General features: G+C 69.7%; 32 protein-coding genes and 1 pseudogene. 15 read left to right on the top strand and 18 right to left on the bottom strand.

Annotated features, from left to right (window positions below; translation table 11 throughout):
* Positions 1-1,418: hypothetical protein (locus AO398_RS21765; RefSeq protein WP_244498850.1), on the bottom strand; the 1,418-nt coding region annotated here is incomplete at its 3' end.
* A 241-nt stretch (positions 1,419-1,659) separates the two neighbouring features.
* On the opposite strand from AO398_RS21765, the gene AO398_RS21770 reads away from it, so the two are divergent.
* The 4 genes from AO398_RS21770 to AO398_RS21785 all read left to right on the top strand — a co-directional run bounded on the left by AO398_RS21770 (position 1,660) and on the right by AO398_RS21785 (position 5,560).
* Positions 1,660-3,696 carry a molybdopterin oxidoreductase family protein gene (locus AO398_RS21770; protein ID WP_058194278.1) on the top strand — a complete coding sequence of 679 codons (2,037 nt, stop codon included), beginning with the start codon at positions 1,660-1,662 and terminating at the stop codon, positions 3,694-3,696.
* A gap of 166 nt (positions 3,697-3,862) precedes the next feature.
* Positions 3,863-4,720, top strand: a complete 858-nt coding sequence (locus tag AO398_RS21775) for a hypothetical protein (RefSeq protein ID WP_058194279.1) — start codon at positions 3,863-3,865, stop codon at positions 4,718-4,720.
* Positions 4,721-4,803: 83 nt separating this feature from the next.
* Positions 4,804-5,061 (top strand): hypothetical protein, encoded by a 258-nt coding sequence (locus tag AO398_RS21780; RefSeq protein ID WP_058194305.1) that lies wholly within the window; start codon positions 4,804-4,806, stop codon positions 5,059-5,061.
* A gap of 154 nt (positions 5,062-5,215) precedes the next feature.
* A complete protein-coding gene (locus AO398_RS21785; protein ID WP_244498849.1) occupies positions 5,216-5,560 on the top strand; it encodes a hypothetical protein in 345 nt (114 codons plus the stop codon).
* Between the two features lie 28 nt (positions 5,561-5,588).
* On the opposite strand, the gene AO398_RS21790 is transcribed toward AO398_RS21785, so the two are convergent.
* The gene (locus tag AO398_RS21790; RefSeq protein WP_058194280.1) at positions 5,589-5,816 is read right to left on the bottom strand and encodes a hypothetical protein; all 228 of its coding nucleotides are present in this window, start codon (positions 5,814-5,816) and stop codon (positions 5,589-5,591) included.
* Positions 5,817-6,283: 467 nt separating this feature from the next.
* Here AO398_RS21790 and AO398_RS21795 point away from each other — a divergent pair, with 467 nt between their 5' ends.
* On the top strand, positions 6,284-6,538 hold the full coding sequence (locus AO398_RS21795; RefSeq protein ID WP_058194281.1) for a hypothetical protein: 255 nt from the start codon (positions 6,284-6,286) through the stop codon (positions 6,536-6,538).
* Positions 6,539-6,591: 53 nt separating this feature from the next.
* Here the strand turns inward: AO398_RS21795 and AO398_RS21800 are convergent, their stop codons facing one another.
* Positions 6,592-6,834: a hypothetical protein gene (locus AO398_RS21800; RefSeq protein ID WP_058194282.1), complete on the bottom strand. Its 243-nt coding sequence runs from the start codon at positions 6,832-6,834 to the stop codon at positions 6,592-6,594.
* 103 nt (positions 6,835-6,937) lie between these two features.
* Positions 6,938-7,414 carry a phasin gene (locus tag AO398_RS21805; protein ID WP_058194283.1) on the bottom strand — a complete coding sequence of 159 codons (477 nt, stop codon included), beginning with the start codon at positions 7,412-7,414 and terminating at the stop codon, positions 6,938-6,940.
* Positions 7,415-7,934: 520 nt separating this feature from the next.
* On the opposite strand from AO398_RS21805, the gene AO398_RS21815 reads away from it, so the two are divergent.
* Complete coding sequence (locus AO398_RS21815) at positions 7,935-8,129, top strand: hypothetical protein (protein WP_007566096.1); 195 nt, start codon at positions 7,935-7,937, stop codon at positions 8,127-8,129.
* A gap of 18 nt (positions 8,130-8,147) precedes the next feature.
* Here AO398_RS21815 and AO398_RS21820 read toward each other — a convergent pair whose 3' ends face one another.
* Positions 8,148-8,453, bottom strand: coding sequence for a hypothetical protein (locus tag AO398_RS21820; protein WP_058194285.1), 306 nt, complete (start codon positions 8,451-8,453; stop codon positions 8,148-8,150).
* Between the two features lie 85 nt (positions 8,454-8,538).
* On the bottom strand, positions 8,539-8,787 hold the full coding sequence (locus AO398_RS21825) for a hypothetical protein (RefSeq protein WP_058194286.1): 249 nt from the start codon (positions 8,785-8,787) through the stop codon (positions 8,539-8,541).
* Positions 8,788-9,165: 378 nt separating this feature from the next.
* Between AO398_RS21825 and AO398_RS21830 the strand changes: the two genes are divergently transcribed.
* A complete protein-coding gene (locus tag AO398_RS21830) occupies positions 9,166-9,555 on the top strand; it encodes a hypothetical protein (RefSeq protein ID WP_058194287.1) in 390 nt (129 codons plus the stop codon).
* Positions 9,556-9,570: 15 nt separating this feature from the next.
* Here AO398_RS21830 and AO398_RS21835 read toward each other — a convergent pair whose 3' ends face one another.
* The 5 genes from AO398_RS21835 to AO398_RS21855 all read right to left on the bottom strand — a co-directional run bounded on the left by AO398_RS21835 (position 9,571) and on the right by AO398_RS21855 (position 11,992).
* Positions 9,571-9,870 (bottom strand): PilZ domain-containing protein, encoded by a 300-nt coding sequence (locus AO398_RS21835; protein WP_058194288.1) that lies wholly within the window; start codon positions 9,868-9,870, stop codon positions 9,571-9,573.
* A gap of 100 nt (positions 9,871-9,970) precedes the next feature.
* Positions 9,971-10,153, bottom strand: coding sequence for a hypothetical protein (locus AO398_RS21840; protein ID WP_058194289.1), 183 nt, complete (start codon positions 10,151-10,153; stop codon positions 9,971-9,973).
* Positions 10,154-10,404: 251 nt separating this feature from the next.
* A complete protein-coding gene (locus AO398_RS21845) occupies positions 10,405-10,767 on the bottom strand; it encodes a hypothetical protein (protein WP_058194290.1) in 363 nt (120 codons plus the stop codon).
* Positions 10,768-10,962: 195 nt separating this feature from the next.
* Positions 10,963-11,241, bottom strand: coding sequence for a hypothetical protein (locus AO398_RS21850; RefSeq protein ID WP_058194291.1), 279 nt, complete (start codon positions 11,239-11,241; stop codon positions 10,963-10,965).
* A gap of 283 nt (positions 11,242-11,524) precedes the next feature.
* Complete coding sequence (locus AO398_RS21855; protein ID WP_058194292.1) at positions 11,525-11,992, bottom strand: MucR family transcriptional regulator; 468 nt, start codon at positions 11,990-11,992, stop codon at positions 11,525-11,527.
* Between the two features lie 671 nt (positions 11,993-12,663).
* Between AO398_RS21855 and AO398_RS21860 the strand changes: the two genes are divergently transcribed.
* The 5 genes from AO398_RS21860 (at position 12,664) to AO398_RS21880 (ending at position 14,307) form a co-directional block, all read left to right on the top strand.
* On the top strand, positions 12,664-12,870 hold the full coding sequence (locus tag AO398_RS21860; RefSeq protein ID WP_058194293.1) for a hypothetical protein: 207 nt from the start codon (positions 12,664-12,666) through the stop codon (positions 12,868-12,870).
* Between the two features lie 34 nt (positions 12,871-12,904).
* Positions 12,905-13,090 carry a hypothetical protein gene (locus tag AO398_RS21865; protein ID WP_058194294.1) on the top strand — a complete coding sequence of 62 codons (186 nt, stop codon included), beginning with the start codon at positions 12,905-12,907 and terminating at the stop codon, positions 13,088-13,090.
* 89 nt (positions 13,091-13,179) lie between these two features.
* On the top strand, positions 13,180-13,434 hold the full coding sequence (locus tag AO398_RS21870) for a hypothetical protein (protein ID WP_058194295.1): 255 nt from the start codon (positions 13,180-13,182) through the stop codon (positions 13,432-13,434).
* A gap of 134 nt (positions 13,435-13,568) precedes the next feature.
* Positions 13,569-13,802: a hypothetical protein gene (locus tag AO398_RS21875; protein WP_058194296.1), complete on the top strand. Its 234-nt coding sequence runs from the start codon at positions 13,569-13,571 to the stop codon at positions 13,800-13,802.
* Between the two features lie 76 nt (positions 13,803-13,878).
* Positions 13,879-14,307 (top strand): hypothetical protein, encoded by a 429-nt coding sequence (locus AO398_RS21880; RefSeq protein ID WP_152997607.1) that lies wholly within the window; start codon positions 13,879-13,881, stop codon positions 14,305-14,307.
* Positions 14,308-14,548: 241 nt separating this feature from the next.
* On the opposite strand, the gene thrS is transcribed toward AO398_RS21880, so the two are convergent.
* The 4 genes from thrS to AO398_RS21900 all read right to left on the bottom strand — a co-directional run bounded on the left by thrS (position 14,549) and on the right by AO398_RS21900 (position 20,741).
* Positions 14,549-16,576, bottom strand: coding sequence for a threonine--tRNA ligase (gene thrS / locus AO398_RS21885; protein WP_058194297.1), 2,028 nt, complete (start codon positions 16,574-16,576; stop codon positions 14,549-14,551).
* Between the two features lie 1,147 nt (positions 16,577-17,723).
* Positions 17,724-18,716 (bottom strand): hypothetical protein, encoded by a 993-nt coding sequence (locus tag AO398_RS21890; RefSeq protein ID WP_058194298.1) that lies wholly within the window; start codon positions 18,714-18,716, stop codon positions 17,724-17,726.
* A gap of 320 nt (positions 18,717-19,036) precedes the next feature.
* Positions 19,037-19,447: a peptide-methionine (R)-S-oxide reductase MsrB gene (gene msrB / locus AO398_RS21895; protein ID WP_058194308.1), complete on the bottom strand. Its 411-nt coding sequence runs from the start codon at positions 19,445-19,447 to the stop codon at positions 19,037-19,039.
* A 118-nt stretch (positions 19,448-19,565) separates the two neighbouring features.
* Positions 19,566-20,741, bottom strand: coding sequence for a YihY/virulence factor BrkB family protein (locus tag AO398_RS21900; protein WP_058194299.1), 1,176 nt, complete (start codon positions 20,739-20,741; stop codon positions 19,566-19,568).
* A gap of 121 nt (positions 20,742-20,862) precedes the next feature.
* On the opposite strand from AO398_RS21900, the gene AO398_RS21905 reads away from it, so the two are divergent.
* From AO398_RS21905 to AO398_RS21915, 3 genes are all read left to right on the top strand, one after another.
* Positions 20,863-21,936: a UV damage endonuclease UvsE gene (locus tag AO398_RS21905; protein ID WP_058194300.1), complete on the top strand. Its 1,074-nt coding sequence runs from the start codon at positions 20,863-20,865 to the stop codon at positions 21,934-21,936.
* 45 nt (positions 21,937-21,981) lie between these two features.
* Positions 21,982-22,533: an alpha/beta hydrolase gene (locus tag AO398_RS21910; protein ID WP_058194301.1), complete on the top strand. Its 552-nt coding sequence runs from the start codon at positions 21,982-21,984 to the stop codon at positions 22,531-22,533.
* Between the two features lie 106 nt (positions 22,534-22,639).
* Positions 22,640-22,870, top strand: a complete 231-nt coding sequence (locus AO398_RS21915) for a hypothetical protein (protein ID WP_058194309.1) — start codon at positions 22,640-22,642, stop codon at positions 22,868-22,870.
* 10 nt (positions 22,871-22,880) lie between these two features.
* Here the strand turns inward: AO398_RS21915 and AO398_RS21920 are convergent, their stop codons facing one another.
* From AO398_RS21920 to AO398_RS21930, 3 genes and pseudogenes are all read right to left on the bottom strand, one after another.
* The gene (locus tag AO398_RS21920; RefSeq protein ID WP_058194302.1) at positions 22,881-23,909 is read right to left on the bottom strand and encodes a TIGR01620 family protein; all 1,029 of its coding nucleotides are present in this window, start codon (positions 23,907-23,909) and stop codon (positions 22,881-22,883) included.
* Between the two features lie 368 nt (positions 23,910-24,277).
* Positions 24,278-25,723 (bottom strand): YcjX family protein, encoded by a 1,446-nt coding sequence (locus tag AO398_RS21925; protein ID WP_058194303.1) that lies wholly within the window; start codon positions 25,721-25,723, stop codon positions 24,278-24,280.
* Positions 25,724-25,796: 73 nt separating this feature from the next.
* A pseudogene (locus AO398_RS21930) lies at positions 25,797-26,240 on the bottom strand (hypothetical protein); the annotation flags it as partial.

Here is a 26,240-nt window from a genome sequence, read left to right on the forward strand (position 1 = left end):
GTCTCGGCGGGCTGCCGGGCCGCGACGGCGGCCTGTCCGGTCCAGCCGGGGGGCAGCGCCTCGGCCAGCCGGTCCGGCACCCGGGCGGCGGCCTCGCGGTAGAGGCTCTCGCCGGTGAGCGTCAGCGCCCGGTCCGCGACCGCCACCTCCCCGGTCGCCAGGTTCACCACCAGGGGGGCGGCTGCGGCGAGCGCCGTGCCGAGATCGGGCGGCGCGCCCTCGGCCAGGCGCGTCCGGTCGATCACCGGCTCGCGGAACAGGCGCGGCCGCAGGGCGGCGAGCACCCGCTCCCGGGTCGCGTCGTCGGGCAGGTAGGCCGTCAGCGTCACCGCCTCCGGGGTCCGGCGGATCGCCACCCGGTAGGGCGAGAGCGGCCGGGCGGCCAGCGTCACCGGGCCGGGCTTCACCCCGGCGGGCCGGGCCTCGCGCATCAGCGCGGCGGCATCGGGAATCGCCTGGGCGTCGATGGCGTCGCCGGTGACCGCCAGGGTGTCGTCCGCAAAGGTGACGGTGCCGGTCTGGATCAGCTCGGCCAGCTTGAACGCGAAGCCGATCAGGGCTTTCGGGTCGATCGCCGGGTCGAGCCCCCGGGCGGTGAGCAGGCGGTCCTGCACGGTGCCGCCGGGCACGGCCTCCGCGGCGGCGCGCAGGGCCGCCTCCCGGTCCGCCGCCGACGGCGCGAACCCGTCGAGCACGATCCCCCGGGCCGATTTCGCCACCGCGAATCGGAACCGCGCCACCGCGGGCGGCACGATCTCGATCCGCCCGACGCTGAACCCGGCCGGCGGGTCCGCCAGGGCGGCGCGCAACGCCTCGTAGGCGGGCACGTCCAGGGCCTCGCCGGACAGGCTGAGCACCGTGTCGCTCAACGCCGCCCGCCCGCCCTTGGCCAGCTCGGACAAGCGCGCCGCCAGGAAGGCTGCGGCGCCGGCGAAATCGGGGGGCGCCCCCCGGGCCGCCCGGGCGGTGTCGTCGAGATGGGTGCCGGGCGCCAGCGCCCCGGTGATTCGCGCCTCCAGGGCCCGGCGTCCGATCTCCGCCGGGCGGCTGCCCTCCAGCGCCACCCGGGCGGTGCCGGTGCGGATCGCGGCCCATTGGAACGGCGCGGCCGTCTCCACCAGCCCGACCTCCGACACGATCCGCCGGGGCCCCTCCAGGGCGGCGAGCTTCGCCAGCACGGTCTCGCGCTCGGCGACATCCGGCGCCTCGCCCTCCGCCGCGAGGTCGCGCCCCCGGGCCTCCAGCCGCAGCCAGGGCTCGCCGGTGGCGGTGGCGGTGCCGGCCGCGACGCGCGCGCCTGCCGCCTCGAGGCTCTCGGCGATCTGCGGGGCGGCGTAGAGGGTCGCGCTCGCCCAGATCAGCGCGAGCGCGGGCAGACCGGCGAGCCAGCCAGCGCGGCGCAAGCCTAGAGCGAACACTTCGGACAAAATCACAATCGTGGGTTCAAGCGGATCCGGGCGGCGAGACCATACCGCCAATCCGGCAGGATGAAGACCAATTCTGCGACGGGACGGGCCGGAGTTCTTCGCCGGTTCCCCGAACAGCCGCGGGCGGACAATCGCAGCCTTCGCGTGGCCTTCGCCGGATGTCGCCTCAAAAATGCACGGCGCTTGCATCAAGCCTGCAACCCCCGCGAGACACCGCCACGGAGTTGGTCGCTTGGCCCGGACCGTCTGCCCGCACGATTGCCCCTCCGCCTGCAGCCTGGACGTGCAGGTGGCCGACGGCCGCGTCGTCTCGGTGAAGGGCGGCGACAACCCCTACACCGCCGGCGTGATCTGCGCGAAGGTCAGCCGCTACGGCGAGCGCGTCCACCATCCGGACCGGATTCTCCAACCGCTGGAACGGGTTGGCCCGAAGGGCGGCGGCGCGTGGCGCCCGATCTCGTGGGACGCCGCCCTCGACCGCCTGGCCGGCGCCTTCACGGCGGCCGCCGAACGCCACGGCCCGGAGGCGGTCTGGCCATACAACTCAGGCGGCACGATGGGCCTCGTCCAGCGCGATGGCATCCACCGGTTGACCCATGTGATGGGCTATTCCCGCCGCAAGCGAACCATCTGCACATCGATCGCCATCGCCGGCTGGAGCGCCGGCATCGGCCGCGTCGCCGGCCCGGATCCGCGGGAGATGGCCCTCTCCGATCTGATCGTGGTCTGGGGCGGCAACCCGGTCAGCACCCAGGTCAACGCGATGAGTCACATCAGCCGGGCCCGCAAGACGCGCGGCGCCAAGCTGGTGGTGATCGATCCCTACCGCACCGGCACCGCGGCAGCGGCCGACCTCCACCTCGCCCCCCGGCCCGGCACCGACGGCGCGCTCGCCTGCGCGGTGCTCCACGTGCTGTTCCGCGATGGCTACGCCGACCGGGCCTATCTCGCGGCCCATGCCGAGGACACGGCGGCGTTGGAGGCCCATGTCGCGACCCGAACCCCGGACTGGGCGGCTGCGATCACCGGCCTCACGGTCGCGGAGATCGAGGCCTTCGCGGCGCTCTACGGGTCGACGCCGCGCAGCTACATCCGCTGCGGCTTCGGCTTCACCCGGACGCGCAACGGCGCGGTCAACCTCCACGCGGTGACCTGCCTGCCCACCGTGACCGGCGCCTGGCAGCACGAGGGCGGCGGCGCCCTCTGGCAGAACGCCGCGATCTTCAACTGGGACAAGACCCTGACCGAGGGTCTCGACGCCAAGGCCCCGGGGGTGCGCGAGCTCGACATGAGCCGGATCGGCGCGATCCTGGCCGACGATGCGGAGGCCCTCCAGGGCGGGCCGCCGGTGCGCGCCATGCTGATCCAGTCGGCCAACCCGGCGGCCTCCGCGCCGGACAGCAACCGCGTGCGCGCCGGCCTGCTACGGCCGGACGTGTTCGTGGCCGTGCACGAGCAGTTCATGACCGAGACGGCCGCGCTCGCCGATCTGGTGCTGCCGGCCACCACCTTCCTGGAGCATGACGACATCTACGGGGCCGGCGGCCACAGCCACATCCAGTCCGGGCCGGTGCTGCTGTGGCCGCCGGGGGAGTGCCGCTCCAACCACGACCTGATCGCCGCCCTCGCCGCGCGACTGGGGGCCGCGCATGCGGGCTTCGCCTTGAGCGCTCGGGAACTGGCCGACGCCACTCTGGCCCGCTCCGGCTGGGGCGGCCTCGACAGGCTGGAGCGCGAGCGCTGGATCGACGCGCAGCCGAGCTTCGCCGAGAGCCACTTCCTCACCGGCTTCGGCCATCCGGACGGGCGCTTCCACTTCAGCCCGGACTGGTCGTCGCTCGGGCCGCGCGCCGCCGGCATGCCGGCCCTGCCGGACCATTGGGCGGTGTCGGAGCCGGCCGATGCGGAGCGGCCGTTCCGGATGCTGGCGCCGCCGGCCCGCCAGTTCCTCAACACCACCTTCACCAACAGCCCGGAATCGATCCGGCGCGAGGGGCGTCCGACCTGCCTCCTTCATCCGGCGGACGGCGCCCGCCTCGGGATCGCCACCGGTGACGCGGTGGAGATCGGCAACACCCGCGGCCAGGTCCGGCTGCATGCCCGTCTCGCCGAGGGGCAGCCACCCGGGATCGTGGTGGTGGAGAGCACGTGGCCGTCCGCCGCCTTCTCGGGCGGACGCGGCATCAACGCGCTGATCGGCGACACCCCGGCCGCCCCCAACGACGGCGCCACCTTCCACGACACCGCGGTCTGGGTTCGGGCGGCCTGAGAACCGGCTCGCCTTGGCGAAAAGCAGGATCTCATAGGGCGCAGCCCTCTGGCGGGGTATCGGGGCGGCGCCCCGATAGATCCGTGCTTCGTCAAACCTCAAGGTGGAACCCGCCTGAATCGGCACGGTTGGCTGCAGACACACTGTTTCGTGGACGTTACCAGCCATGCGGGTTCTCCTCGCTGCCGCCCTGCTGCTCCCGATCGCCTCATCGGCCTGGGCCCAGAGCCTGTCCGCCACCGCGACTGCACCCTCGGCGGCCTCGCTGGAACCGGTCACGGCGTTCGCCAATCCCGGACAGCTCAGCCTCGGCGGCGGGTCCACCACCGGCCCGTTCCCGACCCTCTCGGCCCAGGGCGGCGGGCTGGTGAATGCGGGCCAGCTCAGCTTCGGCGGCGGAGGCTCCGGAAGCGGCAGCATCGCACCGCCTCCGGGCGCGAGCGGCAGCACCGGCCGGCTCGGCCTGACCGGGGTCGGCACGACCGGCGGCGCCGGCATTACCAGCAGCACGACCTCTCGCTCGACCGGAGCCAGCAGCGCAATTTCCGGCTCGTCCGGGACCGGCAGCACGATCGGGGCGACCGGGACGCGCAGCGGCTTCAACACCTCGTCGAACTCGGCGATCGGGTCGATCTCGGGCAATGCCTTCTCGTCGTTCGGCACGGGTGGGATCGGCGGCGGATCGGCGATCGCCACCAGCCTGAACACGAACGCCAATTCGGCCTCGTCGGCGGCCTCGTTCGGGGCCGGCGGCTTCGGCGGGATCGGTGCCAGCTCGACCGGCCTGAACGTCAATTCGGCCGTGTCGGCGACACCCACGGCGAACGGCGGCGGCTCGTTCGGCGGCGCCGGGATCGCGAGCGGTGCCAACGCGGTCACGGAACCGGATACGACCGGCAGCACGGTTCGGGGTGGCGGCGGAGCGGCCGGGGGCGCGGGTATCGCGGCCGGGACCGCCCAGGCCGACACGGCCTGCACCGGGCCTTTGGCGGTGGCCTGTTTCGGGGGCGGGAACGGCTTCTGACGGGACCGCACGGAGTGGCGGAACCGGTCGGAAGCGCTGCCGTTCCTTCTGCACCGGTACCTCAGCCGGGACGGGAGGCGATGATGCAGAAAGCTATGGGACTGGGCCGCGTTTCGCTTGCGGCTGTTCTCGTCGTCGGGATGTCGAGCGTGGCGCTGGCCCGCGATGCTGGCACCACGATGCCGGGCGCCAAGGGCCGGGCCGGCTTCCTTCACGGCATCGGGTTCAACACGCTGAAATTCGGCTCCGACATCCGGACCGGCAAGGATCAACCCTATACTTGGCCGGTCAGTGACCGCTATCGTCCGGAATCCAAGCCATTCTACGGCCGGGCCTACTAGCACCTCGTCTGATCCGAAAGGCCGCAGCGACCCGTCGGGACGATGCGAGCGAGTGCCTGGCGCCGAACGAGGTACTGGCTTGCCGGATGCGGGCCCCTCACGCTCAACACTCACCCCGTCGGCGCGGAATGGCGCCGGCGATCATCGATCGGGCATGCGCGGAGAGACCTCGATGCCGGTGCCGTGTCGGCTGATCCTCGTCGCCCTGGCCTGCGCGGCCTCGTCCGCTCAGGCCGGCGAGTTCGCCGCAACTCCGCCCGTCCAGGGCATGGTGATGTCCCTGCCCGATTCGGGCATGGCCAACAGCACCCCGAACCCGGCGCCGCCCCCCGAGGCCGCCGCGCCGGCGCCCGCTTCCACTTCAGCGGATCCCGCCAATGGCCGGCGGCGCCTTCAGGCATTCGGCAGCGGCTTCCCGCCGATCGAGGGGCGGCTCCCGAACCAGCGCACCGGACCCCGTCGGGAACATGTGGTGCACGACATCTGCATCGGGTGCTGAGCGCCCCGCGCCGCTCCTGACCCTCCGATCACTGAAGGGCGCGGGACCGCGTGTTCGCTCGGATCCAGCGCGGCGAGAGCACGTCACCCTCCTCGGTGATGATCCAGGGCTCGGCATCCTCGGCTTCGATCGCCTGCGCCGCGACGGCGAGGGCCTCGCGCAGGGTGGCGAAGGGACGGCCCTTCGCGGAACGCCCGTGCGAGCGGCTCGGCCACACGGTCAATTCGGCGCGCTTGTCGAGATCAGCGGGCGTCATGGTCGCGCTCCGGATATGCGAAGATTGGACCTCATCTAGCCCATCTATGTGACGTGGAGCTGGCCATCAGGTTGCTGCTTGGTGTCCGATCGATCAGGGCGCTGCGACGTGTGTTCGCAGCCAATCCCCGGGCCGTCGGCCCCACAACGGCCAGAACCCACGGGCAATCGAAACGTTGCGCGGAACCTCACCGCTCCTGTCGGTTCACCGGACGCCGAGCGAAATTAAATCTGACGCGATTTCAATTTATATTTGAGAGTTCATGGGATGAAATTTATTTCATTTGTTCGGAATGCATGGCGTCAATTGATCTTAGGAACGTCGTTCCCTGCACATGCGATACGATAACCGCAAAAAACTGCATCCTCTGTGTTATGTTGCAATGCGAAAAGAGCATGCCGCACTGCACAAATTCGTGGTCTCATGCGTCCAGCGATCGCATTCCGCGATCGAACCGGAGACGTACCATGCGCACGATCCTCATCTTCGCGTCGGCGGCGCTCACGTCGACCGCCATCCTCGCCGGCCCCGCCGCCGCGGATGACAGCTTGAACCTCACCCCGCCGCTGTATCGGGAGCAGGCCCGCGCCGCCACGCAGGCTCGTTCGGTCAGCGACCTGACCACCACGCCCCAGCCGGTCTCGGCCACCCGCAATGTCGGCCGCCCGGTGGCGACCCTCGATCGGCCGATGGTCCAGGCCTCGGCTGACACGAACCGCTGAGCGCATCACACGGCTTGCCGCGCCGGACGGGGATTCCTGCGGCGCGGCGCCGATTAGACGATATGCAGTTCCTGGGCGGCGATAATTGGTGAGACGCCGCGCTGGATTAAGCGGCGGGTCCGAGCTTGCTGGCCCAGTTTGGCATGCATGGCGGCGCCCGTGACCCGATAGCTCTCCAAATAGAGGTCCAGCCAGGCGTACTGGACGGCAACCGCGAGAAGGGCGGCGTTCTCCGCCTGGCGGATGCTCAGCCGGATGGCCTCGTCCGCCAGACGGCCAACCTCGCCGTACATCATCAGCAACTCCACGCCTGGATAGAAGCGGCGACACCGGGATGCGTCGCCGGCCCACGACCGAGGCGGCGGCTCCGGGAGCCCGCGGCCTCGCGCCTGCAACTCGCTAGTGCGACGCCTGCTCAGCGGCGTGCTGCGTCTGCTGGACGGCATCCTGCCCCTGCTTCATCGCCTTCTGCGTGTCGTCAACGCCCTGCTGCACCGCCGACTTGGCGCGCTCCGCACCTTGCTGGAATGCGCCCTGGGCGAGGCCGCCGAGTTCCTTGGCCTGAGCTTGCATGGCCGCGAAGCGCTCCCGAACGTACTCGGCTTGGAGCTGCATCGCCTCCGGGAACGACCGTGCGGCCGCGATTTTCTGCGCCAGGTCGAAGGCGGCGCGGACGTTCTGCTCGGCGTACTCGAGATTGCGGGAGTACATGTCCTGCGCATTGGTGCGAGCCAGCTCTGTGGAGCCCTGCATCGTGTCGGTGGCGCGCCGGGCGGAACCGATGAAAGTCCCGAAGGCCTTGCGGGCCTGCTCGACGCTGGTCTCGGCCAGATCGCGCATCTGCGGGGGGACCTCGAAGCTCGGGATGTTCGCCATGACTGGTCTCCTGTCAGCCGCATGTCCGGCCGCGGCAGAATTTATTGTGCACTGCACAAGTCGGCAGGTCCAGGGATCATCGGGTAACGGAACGGCGGATCCGTCAGATCTCTGTCTCGCGTCGGACGATCGCGTCCTCGCCGCCCCCCTTCTGCGACAGCCCGACCTCCGGTTCGTCTCCCGGGATCGGCAGAGGTTTTAAGGCATCCGGCACGGTATCCGTGGATACGATCTCCGGATCCGAATTGACGGACGGGGGAGTGGACCGTTCCGGAACGGTCCCGCGTTCACGCGAATCAATCATTCGATACTTCCCTGTGTCGAAACTTGCACCCTGGATACTGCGTTCGGATCCAAGCTTTCGATTCGGAGCACCTTCGGCGAAAGCCGGGCACAACTTTTTTGGGACGATGCCTGAGGCAACGCAGCGTATGCGCCGCAGCTCCCGGAACATCAGTCGCCGAGTGGCCGGGATCGCATTCGCCGCGCTATATGCGGGCGGAAGAACGAGGAGAGTGTCGTGTTCACCGTCAAGGGGATCGATCCGTCCGGCCGCGTCATGACCTTCGCGTGCGGGACCGACGAGCAGGCCATGGAGAAGACCTGGGAACTTGCCCGGCGCGGGTTCCGGGAGATCATGGTCGCCGATCCCAAGGGTAAGGAGATGTCCGCGGCCGCGTTCGAGCGGTCGCTGGACATCGATTGGGGTGAGTGAGCCGACGCGGCGAGCGTCTTAGCGGTTGCCGAGGGACGGGCCACCCGCCGTGCCGCCGGTCCCGGGCGGTCCGCTGGTCGGGGTGCCGCCGATATTCACCCCCGGCGTGGTGCCTGGGACGGATGAATTGCTGGGATTGGCCATCGTGCCCGTGGTGATCTGAGCATTGGGGCCGCTTCCCACCGTGCCAGCCCCCACGCCGCCGGTCGAGGGTGGGGCGGTCACGCCAGTATTGCCGGCGCCGCCGGTGACCACCTGCGCGGCGGCCGGGTCGGGCAGCAGCAGGGTCAGGGCGCTCGAGAGCAGGATCGTCGTGCGTGTCATGAATCCGTCCGGTCTTGGTTTCGGACGGCAACGGGTGTGGGCCGGCGAAGTTCACGCTGGCACGGCGTGAACTGCCAGGACGCTCTCAGTGCAACTCGTAGCAGTTGGTGATCACCCGCGGGTTGCGAGTCACATCGTACAGAATCGAGCACTGCACGAGGTACTTGGTGTCCTTCCGCCGAAACAGGATCAGCGAAGATCGATTGTCGAAAGTGCCGGTATAGCCGGCTATCTCCCAACCGTCGGCACTGAGCCGCTCGATGGTCAGTGGCTCGGCGGCCGAGGCTGCCAGGACCGATCCCAGGCATGCGGAGAAGCTCAGCCACCGGCGCATCGATCGGGTCCTTCGCGTCGTGGTCATAAACCCGAGACGTCGTCGATATCCGGCGCAGGATCCCGGTGGGGCGGCGCGGGATCGTCCTCAGGGGCAGGCGGAAGCCGGGGCGGCGGCATGTCGCCGGTATTCGGCGGTGTCGGCAGCCCCTGGGGCAGATCGGGTATCGGCGCGTCGTCGGCGTTCGGCGATCTCGGATCGGGCATGACGTGTTCCCCGCGTCTTTGCTGCAACCTGCATTCGGTAGGCCCGGCACGAACAGAACGGTCGTCGCGGGCGAATGTGCCGGCTCCTGATCGGCCGCGGCAACCGTTTCGGCGGCTCCGCGGTTCTGTCTCCGCGTGGCTGGCCTTGGCTGCGCGAGCCCGTGAGCTGCCCGTGAACCGCTGCCTTACCCCAATCCTTGCCGCGACCTTGATCGTCGGCATCCTGTCCCCTGCCTCCGCGGTCACCCGGAAGGTCAAGATCCCCAATCGGTACGACGGAGCCTGGACCATCGTGGCGACCACGTCCGAAGGACCCTGTGCCGCTCAGACCAGCTACCAGGTCCAGATCAAGAACAGCGACGCATCGATTCCCGGGGACGAGGTCGATATCGACGGCGGCGTCTCGGCCAGCGGCAGCGTCCAGGCCACGATCACCAGCGGATCCAACACGGTCCCGATCGCCGGCAGCCTGGATACCCAGGGTGCCGGCAGCGGCACTTGGCGCACGAGCGGCGGAGCGATCACGTGCAGCGGCCGGTGGAACGCCCGGCGCTCGGGCTGACCCGCCCGAGGCGCCTTACGCCGGTGCCGCCTCGCGACGAAGGCTCGTTCGGCTCGACCGTCCGGCCTTCGGATCGTTCGTCGCTGCTCCGATCTCCTCAGCCTTGCGCCACACCGCCCGGCAGATGAGGATCTCGCTGCTGCCATCGATGCTGAGCACGAACCGATCGGGTACGATGTCCGCTTCCGGCAGAGCGACACGGACGCCGCCGACGGAACGGTCGTAGACGATGCAGGGCAGGCTGCGATGCTCGTCGACTGAGATGCTGCCGGTCTCGTTTAGGAACGTGCGCGGAGCGCTCCGTCGGTCAAGCATCGCCGCCTCGTGAACCTCAAGGCGCGCAGGATCGGCGCCTCGGGTTCAGAAGAGGTTCTGGAATCGTGTCGGATTGTCCGTATTCGCGTCGAAAGCCCCGCTACCCGGTGACGACCCCGACCAGCGTCGCGAGAAAACCGAGCGCGACGGCACCGATCCCACTCATGAACATCACGTCCCAGCCCGCGAAATCGTTCGATCGAGGCGCGCGGGCGAAAGCGAAGATCGTAAGCGCAGCGCCGAACACGACTAGCGCGATGGCGATGATGATCGGTGTGGACATGGCGTGACCCTCCGACGCCGGTCTCCTGGCCCTTCGGGCTCTTGTCCGGACGATCACAGCCGGCGTGATCTGCTTTCGCTCGTCCGTCGTCGAAACATGACAGACGATCTGAGCGCGAACAAGGAGATAATCTGTTCTGCATTGCAGAACGGGCGTGGTTGAACCTGCCAGATCTCACTTGCGCCGCAGCTTTTTCTGGGGATGGTCCCGGCCGTCCCGAGCGCTTCCATCAACCACCGCAACAGCAGCCCTCAGTCGACGAAGACCCGCACGCCGTCGGTGTTGAGGATATCGCGCTGGTCGGCGCACCATTGCTCCGCCCCGACCTCGGCGATTGTCTTGGCGACGCGCCGCCCTTCTTCCGCGATGGCGGTCCGGGCTTTACGTGCGCCGAGGGCGGCGTCGAGTGCCCTGCGGACGGTCCGGGACAGGCCTTCGGAGACCGTATCGTCCACCGTGTAGAACGTACGGCAATACAGGACGATGCCGGCCTGGGCGCCAACGATCCGCACCAGCCCGTCGATCGTCTCGGCCCGCTTCTCGTCCTCCGCCGCCGTTGGGCCGGACGATAGGGTCGCCGCGGCCAGCGCGGCGGCGAGCAGGGCGCGTCTCATGGTCGAATCTTCCTCTGCGGGCTGAAAGCCGGACCAGCGCGTCGGCGGCGGTCCATGACGCAGAGATAGGGCCGCCCATCCCGGATACAGACCCGGCGAGAGGCGTCGCGAAGCGACATCGCAGCGCGGTGCCGTCGGGCGGCAGCCCGTCATGGCCTTTAAAGCTTGTTCTCTCCGGCCCGCCTTACGCTCCGGTCACTTCCGGGCCGACATCATGTCGTGCGTGAGCACGGTGAGCTTGCCGATCAGGCTGGAGATGTCGGCGCCCTTGCACGACCATTGCGTGCCGATCGCCTCGCCATCCGTGGAGACCGAGACGACGGCCACCGAGCGCAGCCGGCCCTCCCGGGCGAGCGCCAGCTGGTCCTGCAGCACGGCGATCACCGACGCGGTGTCCTCGTCGGCCACGGTGGGCGCGATATGGGCCGGGAACGCCACGACCGTGTCGGTTCTCGTCTGCTCACGCTTCATCATGCTTCGATCCCGCACCAATCACTCTCGGGATCCGGCGTGGGCATCAGCTTTGTGCAGAGTGTGGCAGCTTATCCGTGTCGCTGCATGTCGTCGGCCTGTGTGGCTGCGCGGCAACGATCATGGTCACGGCCTTGGGCCGGCGATCGGGCATCGATCGCATCGCTTGAGAAACGGAATGACGGCACGCGGTCAACGGATGGGGGGAGCCGGAGCGCGTGCACGCCTGAATATCAGCGCGCGGAACGACCTCGGCGGCGTCCGCCGCCGGAGGCGCCCAGTGCGTTCAGGCGGCCTTGCGGCCCTTGCGGTCGCGCTCGGCCATGGCTCCGGGTTGGCCCAGGCCGATCGCCTTGGCGAGGGCGGAGCGCTGCTCGGCGTAGCTCGGTGCGACCATCGGGTAATCGGCCGGCAGACCGTAGCGCTCGCGGTAGCTCTGAGGGCTTAGGCCGTTTGCGGTCAGATGCCGCTTCAAGGTCTTGTAGGTCTTGCCGTCGATGAAGCTGACGATTCCGTCGTGCTGGACCGACTTGCGGATCTGCGCCGGGGTCGGCTTGTCGACCGCTTCACCCACGACCGCGCTGGCCCCGACGGGGCTCGTCCCGGAGGCGAGACCGGCAATCGCGCCGTGCACACGGGCGATCAGCGCCGGCAGCTCGGCAGCCGGAACAGGGTTGTTCGACACGTAGGCGGCGACGATGTCACCGGCCAGTCCGATCAAATCTGGTGTGTGCACAATGGTTTCTTCTGTCACTTCATGGTTCCCGACATGCCCCTCACCGGCGATTTGCTACTTCTCCCGGCCGAATGCAAGTTACAAAACCCTAGAACGGCGTGCATTTCGGTTATGAGCGCTGCGCATGCTGCCGCGTCAGGCTGGGAAATTCTGGCACAACCGTCAGGTGAACTATCCGCGAGGGCAGCGGCTTCGATAACCACTGCGCCAGTGTTTCCGCATTCCAGCCAATCGCTTGCGGGGACCCGGATTAAATGGTTTGCCGGTGCGGACGCGGTTCCGAGACGCCCCCGATCCGACGAGGCGGAGCATCGCAGTTCTTAACGGCGGGTGCGTCGTTTTTACTGATGAAGTTGTTTGATCGCCCGATCGAAGACAGTTCTGAAATGGGGTGCGACCAACTGTAATCAGTTATGGCAGGATTGTCTAAGGCGGCAGTCGATGCGGCGAGATCCTTGTCTCCAAGCGCATGAGACAAGCGCGACCTTGGTGATACGGTATGCGGCGGCGTTTCGGGCTTGCCGCCTCCGCACGATCTTGATTCGGTCGCGCATCTGGATCCCGGACTGGGCGAGATCCGACCTTGCGTGATCGATACCCCTAGGGTTCTCAACTCATGGGCGAACAGTATTTGCCCGGGCCGCTGTTCTCTCGGTGACGACAGGGCCAAGCCGTGGCATTGCGCGATCATGCTCCTGCTTGCTCTCCTCTTCGCCCTTATGGTCGTCCTGGCCGTCATGATCATCACGCGGCGCTGGACCGGCCGGCTGGCCTCGCTCGCCACCTTGATCGCCGGGGCGATCATGGCCCTGTGGCTGGCCCAGGTTGGGTTGCTGCCGGGCTCCACCGGGCCGCTGACGCCGGACCGGCCCCGTGTCCCAGGGCTCGATCGGTAACGCGCCGGTAACCGTCCCGGCGCGAGCATGGGCTATGCCCACGCTGTCAGCCCCGCGCCTCCTCACCTTCCTGGTCTCGGCCGTGCTCATCGGCCTGGCCGTCGCCAGCCTCTACACGCGCATCCCCATGGTCGGGCGGACCGTGGTGGCGCATCGGCAATGGTTCTTCATCGGCGCCTACGCGTTGCTGGCGCTCGGGGTCACGTCCCGCAGTCTGTGACGGGTCCCGCCTCCGGCTTGTGCCGGGGCGCGCCGTATTCGGACGTCATCGCTCTATCGCAACCGCCCCGCGTGCTTCAAAGGTAGCGGATGGCGATGAAGACGACATTCGTGGTGCAGCCGTTCGAGCTGCACCGGAAGCGGCTGCGGCCGGCCCGGCAGGAGCCTGCCCAGAGTGAGTTCGGCGCCCTGAAAAAAGCCGAGGCTTTGGCTGCCCGCATGCCGGGGGCCGCGGCCCTGAAGGTGGTCGCCGACGACGAAACCGGCGAGCTCGAAGGCGTGACCATCCTCGGCCAGTTCGGTGAGGTGCCGGAGGACTTCGCCGAGAGCCTTCAGGGCGGCTGAGGCGCCCATCGGTCCTGGGATCGCTCGGGCAGCTGATGCGACACCAGCGGAATGTATCGGCGTCCCTCTGGACACTACGTAGAAACAACGTAGCACGATGCTGGTGAACGATCGTGTGCCCAGAGCCAATATCCGTGCCCCGATACTTCATCGATCTCCACGATGGCGCGAACCTGGTTCGCGACCACAAGGGCTTCGACCTGCCCGATCTCGGCGCCGCGCAGGCCCAGGCGGTCCGCATGATGACCCGGATCGCGCAGGGGCTGTCTGACCCGCAGGTCCGGCAGGATTACGTGATCGCTGTCCGGGACGAGCAGGGAGCCGTCCGCCTGCGGCTGCGCCTGTCCTACGATGTCGAACCCGGCTGAACGCCGGGGCTGCGGTCGGCGGCGACGGAAGCGGATCTGCGTGCGTTGGTGTCGCGCTGACGACCGAGGAGAATGCATGACACGCGCGACGATCGCGACCGGATCAGTCCTGGCGGCCCTTCTGCTGATGGCCTCCGCCGGAGGGTCGGCCATGGCCCAGACCACACCGCCGCCCCAGACCGGCGCGGCCGCGGCGACGCCGGACAATGCCATCCTGCTCACCGTCTTCCTGCGGCATGACCAGTCGCGCCCCCTGGCCGAGCTGAATGAGCAGCTCGCCAAGCAGGGCTTCTACAAGGCCTTCCCGCCGCCGGGGATCGAGGTGGTCTCCTGGAACGTCGTCATGGGCATCGGGCAGATCATCACCCTGCGGCTGCCCGCCACCCGGCTCCGCGAGATCAACCGCGTCCTGGAGGATACCGCCTGGGGCGCCTACCGGACCGAGTTCTACCCGACCTACGATTACAAGGCCGTCGGCCTCGCGGAGCACGACAAGGCCCGCTGAGCCGGACCGCCTTCCGCGACAGGAAGGCTGCGGCGGGCGGGGCATGGCCGAAGAACCCCGCCGCACGGCGCCGTCATGGTGGCCGGTGCCGCGTCCGCCGCACGATTGTCCGCCCGCGGCAGATCCGATGCGCGCATCGGCTCCGATCCATTCCCGCCCCCGAGGGCGCGGGGATGGAGCCGCTTTTCCCGTCGCGCTCCTGCCTCTCGGCAAGACGGGGATCGTGTGCTTCGAGAAGGCCTCAGGGCGTGTCGTGCACGCCGTGATGCCCGTCGAGGACGGTGTCGCTGGTCGGGACCGTGTCGGCCACGGCCTGCGCCCGGCGGCGATCCGGGGCGGTCGCCTCGTCGACGAAGGCCGCCACCGCCTCGGCGAGCGGCAGCGTTCGGGTCTGCTGGCTGCCGAGCCGGCGGATCGAGACGGTGCGCTCCTCGGCCTCGCGCTTGCCCAGCGCCAGCAGGACCGGCACCTTGGCGAGCGAATGCTCCCGGACCTTGTAGTTGATCTTCTCGTTGCGCAGATCCGCCTCGACCCGCAGCCCGGCACGATCCAGGGCGCGGATCACCTCATGGGCGTAGGCGTCGGCCTCGCCGGTGATCGTGGCTACCACCACTTGGACCGGCGACAGCCAGAGCGGGAAATGCCCGGCGAAATGCTCGATCAGGATGCCGGTGAACCGCTCCATCGAGCCGCAGATCGCCCGGTGCACCATCACGGGCGGCTTCCGGGCGCCGTCGGCGTCGATGTAGAAGGCGCCGAATCGCTCGGGCAGGTTGAAGTCCACCTGGGTGGTGCCGCATTGCCAGTCGCGGCCGATGGCATCGCGCAGGACATACTCGAATTTTGGCCCGTAGAACGCGCCCTCCCCCGGGTTGACCTCCGTGCGGATCCGGCCGGCCGACTGCGCCTCGATCTGCGCGAGCACCCGGGTCATCACCTCCTCGGCATGGTCCCAGAGCGCATCCGAGCCGACGCGCTTCTCGGGCCGCGTCGAGAGCTTCACGACGATCTCGCCGAAGCCGAAATCCGCGTAGGTCGACAGGATCAGATCGTTGATCTTCAGGCACTCTTCGGCCAGCTGATCCTCGGTGCAGAAGACGTGGGCGTCGTCCTGCGTGAAGCCGCGCACCCGCATCAGCCCGTGCATGGCCCCGGAGGGCTCGTAGCGGTGGACCACGCCGAACTCGGCGAGCCTCAGGGGCAGATCGCGGTAGGATTTCAGGCCGTGCTTAAAGATCTGAACATGGCCCGGGCAGTTCATCGGCTTGAGGGCGAACCAGCGCTTGTCCTCGGCCTCGTCGCCCGCCGATTGCGCGGCGAACATGTTCTCCCGGTACCAGCCCCAGTGGCCGGAGGTCTCCCACAGGGCCTTGTCGAGGATCTGCGGCGCGTTCACCTCGGCGTAGTCGCCCCGGAGCCGGCGGCGCATATACGCGATCAGTTCCTGGAAGATCGTCCAGCCCTTGGCGTGCCAGAAGACGACGCCCGGCCCCTCCTCCTGGAAGTGGAACAGGTCCATCTCCCGGCCGAGCCGCCGGTGATCCCGGCGCTCGGCCTCTTCGAGCCGGTGCAGGTAGCCGTCGAGATCGGCCTGGTTCGCCCAGGCCGTGCCGTAGATGCGCGTCAGCATCGGGTTGTTCGAATCACCGCGCCAATAGGCGCCCGCGACCTTCATGAGCTTGAAGGCGGTGCCGACCTTGGCCGTCGAGGTCATGTGCGGGCCGCGGCACAGGTCGAACCACTCGCCCTGACGATAGATCTTCAGGTCCTCGCCGGGCGGGATCGCGTCGACCAGCTCGACCTTGAACTTTTCCTGCTTGCCTTCGAACAAAGCCCGGACGTCTTCGCGTTTCCAGACTTCCTTGGTGAAGGGCGCATCGCGCGCGATGATCTCGCGCATCCGCGCCTCGATCTTCGGGAAGTCCTCGGGCGTGAACGGGGTCTCGCGATAGAAGTCGTAATAGAAGCCGTTCTCGATCACCGGGCCGATCGTCACCTGCGTCTCCGGCCAGAGGCTCTGGACGGCCTCGGCCAGCACGTGCGCGCAATCGTGGCGGATCAGCTCAAGGCTGCGCGGGTCGGTCCGGTCCAGGAACTCGATGCGGGCATCCTGCACGATCGGATCGTCGAGGTCGGCGACCGTACCATCGAGCGCCATGGCGACCGTGCGCTTGGTCAGGGACTTGGCGATGCCCTCGACCACGCTGCGGCCGGTGGTGCCGGCGGCGACCTCCCGCGTGTTGCCGTCGGGGAAGGTGAGAATCGGCATGGTTCAGGCTCTCCAGGCTCAGTCCTGCATACGGGGCAGGTAAGCGTCGTCAGGGGCGCGTCTTCGGGGAGCGGCCGTGTAGACCGATTTCTTTTTCTTGGCGAGGGAACGGCGCGCGGTGCATGCGCTCTGATCGGCTCTATCCTTCGGCACGGGCTGGATTCATCGTTCGACCTCCGGACACGCGTCATCGTCCCCACCCACCGTAAGGCGCCGGGGGCATGGCCCAAGAAACCCAGCACGAGGGACGCGGGACGCCGCGGGGACCCAGGTGTCGGCCAGATACGCGCGGGATCCGATCCCCGCGGCGACCCGCGGCACCGGCCGGGCATATCCCCCGGCCGCTGCCGTCTTTCTCGTCGCGGTGTCTGTGCGACGCCCCGATCCTGCGACTCCAATGCCAGCGGTCACTGCCCATGGCGCCCAAGCTGCACGGCCAAGCCGCTTCGCAGCCGAGACGCCCCCGGAACCCGCATTCACCGCCGTGGTCTTCCACCCGACCTCCGCCTCGTAGTGGGCGGGTCCGCAAGTTGCTCAGGGTCAGCCCAGACCCGGGTCGCCGCGGGAGCATTTTTCCGCCCCCGCCGGGCAAACTGCCGCCCGACCTCACGCCCGCATCCGAGACACGCCCCGCATCGGTTCGCCGCCCGGGGCGATGGCGGCTGAGAGCCACCGACGCGGGCACCGCCCCATCCCCCGAGCCCGCCGGTCAGCCCCCGGACGGACCCCCGAAGCGTGCCCCGGGATCGCGCCCGAAGCACCGAGGGACAGGTGACGGCTAATGAGCACAAAATGGGAACATTGTCAAGGGATGGGACGGGCTTTGCGCCGACGCCTGCGCAGTCTCCCAATCGGTCCTGGACAGCGGCGCAGCGCCTTCCGAGCCATCCCCACCGCGATCTCGTTTTGATGAGGAAGAGGGGTGCGCACTCCGCCTTTCACACGCCGATGCGTGAACGTCGTCGTTCGAATGGGTGGGCGCGTCCGTCGCGGCCTTGTCCGGCCGATGGGCGACAGCCGGAGGCTCGGCAAGGGATCTGTTGAGGCGTTGACCGACATGCCATGCGGCCAAACGCGGACGGCGCGCAGCAAAACGGCCGCGGTGGCTCCTGCCCCCGCGGCCGCTTCGCTTTGCTATATCAGTCGATCAGGTCTGCTGCTGCGTCCGGCGGGGCCGCACGGTCCAGCGCTCGAACACGCCGGCCGATTCGTCGGTCTTCGCGTCCTTCGCCTCGGCGGCGGTGGGCTCCGGATGCTGGTGGATCGCCGCGCCGAGCGCCTGGGACAGGCTCTCGATCACGTCATCGATCCGGGCGTCGCTGTGTATGCTCTCCTGCGGCGCGGGCTGCGGCGGGCTCGGCTCCTGGGCGGTCGGCGCTGCGTGATGCGTGGGCTCCGGGGCAGGCACCGGCTCCGGCTCGGGATGGTGCACGGGCTCCGGCGTGGCCTCGGCGACCAGCGTCGCCGGTGGCGGCTCGACGGCTTCGGGGGCCGGAGCCGGGACTGCAGCCGGGGCTGCCGCAGCGGCCGGGGTCACGATGCGGCGCATGGCGCTCATCGCGCCGTCGTCGGACGGCTCGCTGGTGCGCGCGCTGCTGCCGTAGCGGCCGAAGCCGAACCGCGGCTCGATCAGGTCAAGGACCGCGTCGAGGGCCGCGTTGCTCAGCGGCACCTCTTCGGCGGCCGGCACGCCCTGGATGGCCAGCGCCTGCCGCTCGAAGGCCGGCTCGCTGCTGACCTCGCGCCCGAACCAGTTCGGGGCCTGGAAGCCGGCGGCGTCACCATCGTTGTCGAAGGCGACGCTGATCAGGTCGAGATTGCCCGGGGTGACGTAGCGATCGATCGTGACCTCGCGGCCGCCGATGGTCAGGACGGTCCGGTCATAGGCGGCCTTGCCGGGACAGACATCGAGCAGCGCGTCGCCGTGGGCGCGCGGCACGTCGGTTCGCTCCTCGGCCGGGATGCCGTCCGGCCCCTTGTTCACCAGCACCAGCTGGCAGACTTGGCCATCGACCCGCACGTAGGAGCTCCGGCCCCCCTGCGCGGCGAAGTGCCCCTCGGTGATCCGGGCGCCGCCCCGCTCCTTGCGGATCAGGCGGACCAGGGATGGCGCGACCAGGAATCGGCGAATGGTGCTCATGAACTCAAAACCCCTCCCGCTTCGTCGGCGGTGCGCCGATCCGGCGGACTGCCCTCAGGGCCGCCGGCCCGGATGGATCTGCCAAGTCGAGCGCGCGCCGACGGTGTATAAGCTCGACCGCAACGCCGTATTGGCTCACACATGACCGCATCCATCGCCAATACCGGACGGCGACAACATGAGACGGTTAAGCGCTAAGCAAAATCACGACGAAATCAAGTCCGGAACCCGGCTGCGATTCGCCCGGAACCCCGCCTGTCCCCGATATCCCGTCTTTCGGTGCGGTTTTCTCAACCCAGGTTAGACCCGGGCCCGTCGCCTCAACCCGCAGGCTCGAAGTTCATTGCCGCGCCGTTCATGCAATAGCGCAGGCCCGTCGGGGCGGGGCCGTCGTCGAAGACGTGGCCGAGATGGCCCTTGCAGCGCGCGCAATGGACCTCGGTCCGGACCATCCAATGGCTGCGGTCCACCGTCGTCTCGACGGCGCCGTCGAGGGGCTCAAAGAAGCTCGGCCAGCCGGTGCCGGACTCGAACTTGGTGCCCTGCTCGAAGAGCGGCTGCCCACAACCGACACACGTGAATGTGCCCGGCCGCTTCTCGGCAAGCAGACAGCTGGTGCCGGCGCGCTCGGTTCCGTGCTCGCGCAGCACCCGGTACTGCTCCGGTGTGAGCGACGCGCGCCACTCGGCGTCGCTGCGGGTATCCGGGCTGGTGGTTGCCGTATCGGCCATGAACATCTCCCTTTTCGGCGAGAGATATAGGCATCCCGTGCAGGCGCTGGCAGACCCGTCTCCCTGAAAACGGCTGCACCGGCGGCATCCTGTCGCTCACGGTCCAACGGCTATGCCGCTAGGCCGCGGCCCCCACGGTGTCGGCCATCCGGGCCCGGCGGTGTCCCATCGGCAACGGCGCGCCCGTGGTCGTGTCGCGGCCGGTCTGGTGCTCCAGCTCCGCGTTGATCTCGCCGCCGAGTAGCACGATGGTCGACGAGATCCAGATCCAGGTCATGAAGCCGATCACGGCACCCAGAGAGCCGTAGGTCTCGTTGTAGGTCCCGAAGCTCGCGACGTACCAGGAGAACAGCAGGGACGCGATCAGCCAGAGCAGCCCCGCCACGAGGCTGCCGACGCCGACCCAGCGCCAGCGGGCGTGCTCCCGGCTGGGGCCGAACCGGTAGAGCACCGAGAGCCCGGCGAGCAGCACCAGCAACACCGCCGGCCAGCGCAGGGCCGCGAGCAGCCACGCGCCCGATCCGAGGCCGAGGAAGTTCAGCACCACCGGCACCACCACGATCGCGTTGAGCGCGATGATGATGAACACCAGGGCCCCCACCGTGAAGGTGAGCGAGCGGATGTTGAGCCAGAAGAAGTTGCGCTTCTCCTCCTCTTCGTAGACCACGTTCAGCGCATCGAACATCGCCTTCATGGCGGCGTTGGCGCTCCACAGCGACAGCAGCAGGCTGGTGAAGAAGGTGACGCTCAGGGAGCTGCTGCCCTTGGCGGCGATGCGCTTGATCTGGTCGCCGATCAGCTCGACCGCGCCTGACGGCAAGACCGCGTGCAGCTGTGCGAGGTGCTCGTTGATCGCGGTGACGTCCGCGAACAGGCCGTAGCAGGTCACCAGCGCGGCGATGGCCGGAAACAAGGACAGCAGGGTGTAGAAGGTGACCCCGGCGGCCACAGCCAGCACCCGGTCCTTGTTGAACTCCAGGTAGACCCGGACCGCGATGTCCTTCCAGCCGGCCGGCGTCATCTCGGCGGGGCTGTCGGCGGCGCGGCCGCGCTCGGGCTGCGTCGCGGCCGTGAGCTGCGCGGCGCGGCCCGCGATCGAGCGCGCGCCGACATTGATCGCCTTGTCGCGCACGGACGCGGTTCCGTGGGACGGCTCGGGGCGTTCCGGCAGGGCCGGGGCGCGCCGCCGGGCCGGCGTCGCGGCGAGCGCCACCAGGGCCGAGCCGAGCATCAGGGTCCACAGGATCGAGCCGGTCTCCGGCTGAGGGCTCGGGCTGGGGGGCGACGCGGGCATGGCGGTACAGGAGGGCCGTCCGCGCGGAACTGCCGCGCTCGAAGGCTCAAACGTCGCCGAAGCGCGGCCGTTCCGCGCCCGATTTCGGGCACGCGGGGCGCCGACGCGCGTTGTGCATCCTATGCGCGATCAGCCCCGCCTCGGATTCTGCTGCAAGTTCGTCCTGGACGAGCCCCCCGGCACCCACGCGACCCTCAAGGCGGAGCGTGAGGCCACGCTCCACATGAATTTGACCAGCGTGACGATGGCGCATCTCGCCAAGCTGGATCCCGTCGTCCGGCGGGCGAAGCTCACCGGGATCGTCGCCCACAACCTCGATGCGCTGGCCCGGCAGATCGCCTGGGTCGGGGCCCGGCCGCCGATCGAGCGCCTGCTGCGGATGGCGAGCAACGTCCTGCCGGGCTACACCCACGCCATCGCTGGCGAGATATACGCCGCGCCCGAGATGGAAGCCCTGGTCGCGCGCGGGCTGGCCGAGGCCGGGGCATTGGCGCGCCGGCTCGGCGTGCGCCTGAGCTTCCATCCGGGGCCGTTCTGCCTGCTGGCGAGCCGCAATCCGGCGGCCATCGCCAACGGCCTGTCGGAGCTCGATTACCACGCCGAGATCTTCGACCGCATGGGCTATGGCGGTGGCTGGCACCCCCACGGCGCCCATATCAACATCCATGTCGGCGCCGGCGACCCGGGGGTGGCGGGGTTCCGCGAGACCCTGCCCCGGGCGAGCCAGGTGGCGCGCGACCTCATCACCGTCGAGAACGACGAGAACGTCTTCGGGGTCGAGGCCGTGCTCCAGCTCGCCGACATCGTGCCGGTGGTGCTCGACCTGCACCATCACTGGGTCCAGAGCGGCGGCGCCTATCTCGAGCCCGACGATCCCCACATCGCCCGGGTGCGGGATTCCTGGCGCGGGGTGCGGCCGGTGGCCCATATCAGCGTCTCCCGCGAGGCGGTCTCGGCCGAATGCGACCTGGACGCCCTGCCCGATTTTCCGGCCCTGCGCGCCGCCGGCCACGCGGTCCGGGATCTCGCCGCCCATTCCGACATGATGTGGAACCGGGCCGTGAACGACCTCGTCGCCCGCCACATGGTCTGGGCCGATTTCGAGATCGAGGCGAAGGCCAAGAACTACGCCTCGACCCAGATCGCCCGCCACATCTCCGATGCGGCCCGGGCGGCCCCGATCGCCGCGGAATGAGGGACGGTCTCGACGGCCCTGCCGGACGGCGCTAGTCAACGCGGCATGAAGACCGCCGATTGCGACATCCTCATCGTCCCGGGGCTCGGAGGCTCGGACGAGGACCACTGGCAGGCCCGCTGGGCCGGGCGCCTCGCCACCGCGCAGGTGGTCGCCCAGGACGATTGGCACGCGCCGACTCCAGAGGCCTGGTGCGGGCGAATCACCGAGGCGGTGGCGGCCGCGACCCGGCCCGTGATCCTGATCGCCCACAGCCTCGGCGTCGTCGCCTGCGTCGCGGCGGCGCCGCGCTTCGCGCCCGGCCTCGTGCGCGGTGCCCTGTTCGTCGCCTGCCCGGATGTCGAGGAGGCGCCCGACCTGCCCGAAGCGGTGCGGGCCTTCGCGCCGATGCCCCGGGACCCCCTGCCCTTCCCGTCGCTCCTGGTCGCCAGCCGCACCGATCCGTATTGCACCTACGATCGGGCCGACGATTTCGCCCATGCCTGGGGCGCCCTGATCGTGGATGCCGGCGAATCGGGCCACATCAACGTCGCCAGCGGCCATGGGCCGTGGCCGGAGGGGCTGATGCGCCTCGCCGGGTTCATGAAGGGGCTGTAGGCGCCCCGCCGTGCGTTAACGCGCCGTTTACCCTCGCGGCCTCCAGTGTGGGCTTGGGCGGTCCTTCGCCCCGAAGGCGCCCTCGATGGCGCCCCTGGAGAGCACCGTGACGCGTAAAGAGCTTCTGGAACGACTCGACGCGGTCCAAGCCGCCCTCGGGCCGCGGGCCCACATCAACTTCAACAGCTCGCTGTTCAACGACGTCGCGCTTCTGAAGCGCATCGAGGCGTTCGAGGCGAAGGTCGGCGAGGTCGAGAAGCCGAAGGTCGCCGACTACACCGGCAACATGTTCACGCGAATCGCCAACCGCCGCGCCGCGACGGCCGCCGCCAAGTAGCGAGGCCGGCCTATTTGGCGTCGGGCTCTGCCGCGCGCAGCAGCTCGCCCGCCACATCGGCGAGTCGCGGCGGCGCCTCGCGCACGAACGGCAGCGGCCGGCAGACATTGAGGGCGGCCAGCCCGAATCGGGCGGTCATCAGCCCGTTGAGCACGCCCTCCCCCAGCTTGGCCGAGACCCGGGCGGCAATCCCGAGCCCCAGCACCTGCTGCATCACGCTCTCGCCCACCGCCATGCCGCCGGTGATGGTGAGATGCGCCACGGCGGCCCGCGCCAGCCGCAGGAAGCCCAGGAAGCCCGGACGGCCGCCGTAGATCGCCGCGATCCGGCGCAGCAGCCGGACGGCGGCGAAGACCACGAAGGCGACATCGACGATCGCCCGCGGGCTGAGAGCGGTCACCGCCGAGACCTGCTTGGCGCTGGTCGCGATGGCGTTGCGCGCCTGCCGGTCGAGACCCGCCAGCAACTCGTGCTCGGCCAGGCCGATCCGAGCGTCCACGTCGAGGATCGCGTCGGCGGCGGCGTCGATCCGGGCGCGGCCCGGCGCCAGGGATTCACGATCGGCGTAGAAGGCGGACAGCGCCTGCACCACCGCCTGCGCGCCGGTGTGGTCGCGGCTGCCGAGCGCGTCGATCGCGGATTGCCGCAGCCGCTCGATCTTGCGCTCCCGCCGCAGGCCGGCGAGCTCCCGCGCGACGATCGCCAGGAGCGCCAGTCCGGCGAGACCCATCAGGGCGAGCGCCACCCAGCCGAGCCACGGTGCGGCCTGGAACAGGTCGGCGATCATCCGCTCGATCGACAGCCCGATCCCCAGCGAGACCAGCCCCCCGGCGGCCGAGAGGAACAGCGCCCCCCAGGGTGAGCGCCGTCGCGGCGCCACCGGCACCGCGACGCCGTCGGCCGCATCGACGATCTCGAACGGTTCCTCGACGATCCGGGCCTGCTCGGGCCGGGCCGTAAGCGGCGTGGTGGTCACCCCCGGGCCGGGCAGCGGCTCGGGATTGATCCGGAAGGCGCGGGGTTTCTGGCCTGAGGACATGGCTTACGGCCTCCAGAGAGCTTTGTTCGGTCTTGCCCTCACGGCGATGGGCTGTTGGAGCGTCAGGCGACGAATGGGGCCCGCGGTCGATCCCATGCGCCTCTCCCTCCCCCCTCTGCGGGGGAGGGTGGCCCGCGAAGCGGGTCGGGAGAGGGGAGCGCCGATTCCGGACGCGTCGCGCCGGGGGAGAGATCCCGAACCGTCGCGCTGCCCCTCTCCCGACCCGGCCTGACGACCGGCCCACCCTCCCCCGCAGAGGGGGGAGGGATGGCGCACGCCATGGCTGGACCGGGCATCTTGTCGAGCCTCGCACAGACCGGAACGCGGTCCGCGAGCCTCATGGCCGACCAAGACAGCCACCCTCCCCATCACCCGAGCCTGTCGCCGATCAGAAACTGCATCGCCCGGTCGAGGCGGATCTGCGGCAGGTGACCGGGACGGCCGAGGCCGTCGGGGCGGATCAGCGGCGGGCGGAAGCGGGGGAAGCGGAGCGAGCCCGGGGCGACGGCACCCTCCAGCACAGCCTCGGCGCGGGCCGGCAGCTCGCCGGGGAACACCGCGGCCTCGCTGTTGCCGTCGAACGCCTCGTCGCCCACCCTCTCCCCGGCGTCCGGCTTTCCCGCGACCGCGCGCAGGATCTCAGGCCCGTCATGCACCGTGGTCTCGCGGGTGGCGCGCACGGAGGCGAGTGCCACGGTGCCGACCCGGGCGCCCGCGGCCTCGGTCCGCCGCATGGCACGGGACACCAGCAGGCGCAGCAGCGCGTCCAGCCGGTCGTGGCTGGTCTGGTGGAGATGGTCGGCCTTGGTGGCAGCGAACAGCACCCGGTCGGCCCGGGGCGCGAACAGCTTCGACAGCACCGTGTTGCGGCCGATATTGAGGCTGAGCAGCACCGCATCCAGCGCCTCCTCCAGCTCCGCGAGGGCGGTGGCCCCGGCATCGACGGCGGCGAGCACGTCCACCAGCACGATCTGCCGATCGACCCGCTGGAAGTGGTCGCGGAAGAACGGCGTGACGACCTTGGTCTTGTAGGCCTCGAAGCGCCGCTCCATCAGCCCGGCGAGGCTGTCGGGGGCGATGCTGCCGGTGAGGTTGTCCAGCGGCGCGAAGGTCAGGGCCGGGGAGCCTGCGAGGTCGCCGGGCATCAGGAAGCGCCCCGGCGGGGTCGTGGCGACCGATTCCGGTCCGGCGCGGAGCGCCGCCAGATAGGCCTTGAACGCGTCGCTGGCCCGCTCGGCCGTGACTTCGTCGAGCGGGCCGTTCGGGTCGAAACCCTTGAGCGCCTCGAGCCATGGCGCCGCCACGGCGGTGCGGCCTGGTCGGCGAGTCCCGTTGATGGTGGCCCGGGACCACGCGGTGTAGCTCGTCTCGATCAGCGCGAGGTCGAGCAGCCATTCGCCGGGATAATCGACCACGTCGAGCATCAGGGTCGCCGGGCCGCTGCGCCACCCGGCGGCGCGCTCGTAGGCGATCTCCAGGCGGAACTGGCTGATCCGATCGGTGGAGCGCGGCCAGCGCCGCGCCTCGGTGAGCGTCCCGAAATGCTCCTCGAAGGGAAAGCGTGGCACGTCGTCGTCCGGCTGCGGCACCAGCCGGGCGCGGCGCAGGCGGCCCTCCTGCGCGGGCGCGAAGGCGGGCAGCGCGTGGGCCTCCACCAGGTGGTGGATCAGCGCCGTGGTGAACACGGTCTTGCCCGAGCGCGCGAGCCCGGTGACCCCGAGCCGCAAGGTCGGCTGGATCAGCAGGTCGTGCGAGGCTTCGGCGAAGGCTTTGACGGCCGAGCCGGCGCGTGCGGCAAGGTCGGTCAGGGGCACGGGCGGGCTCGTCGTCTCAGGAAACAGGCCGGGCACAGGTGGCGCGGTTGGGGCGGAACCGCAAGGCTTGCGGTTATGGTGTCGCCGCGTTGGCGGCAGGCGTCAGCGGCTTCAGGCGGGCGATGGCAGCCTCGACGAGATCCGGGCCGGCCCGGAGCGTACCGAGTTCCACCGCCGACATCGCCAGCATCACCGGCGCCAGATTGGGCCGCGGCGTGCCGTCCGGCCCGAACAGGTCGAGGTCGTCGCCGGGCTTCAGCCCGACGCTGCCGCTGATCCGCGCGGCATAGGCCTGGATCCGAACCTCGTCGCCGGTGCAGAGCGGGGCCGGCAGGTGCAGGTCGAGCAGGGGCAGCCCGGCCGCGATGGCGGGCAGCAGCGCCGATTCCGCGACCAGCCGGTCCGGGGCCGGAACCCTGCGATCGAGGAGGGCCGCCGGATCGGCGGCGCCGCGTGCCAGGCTCGGCCGTGCCGGTGCCGCCGGGGACGCGATCCCGGCGGCAATGTCGCGCATCGG

This window comes from Methylobacterium sp. GXS13, assembly GCF_001455965.1.
Lineage (GTDB): Bacteria > Pseudomonadota > Alphaproteobacteria > Rhizobiales > Beijerinckiaceae > Methylobacterium.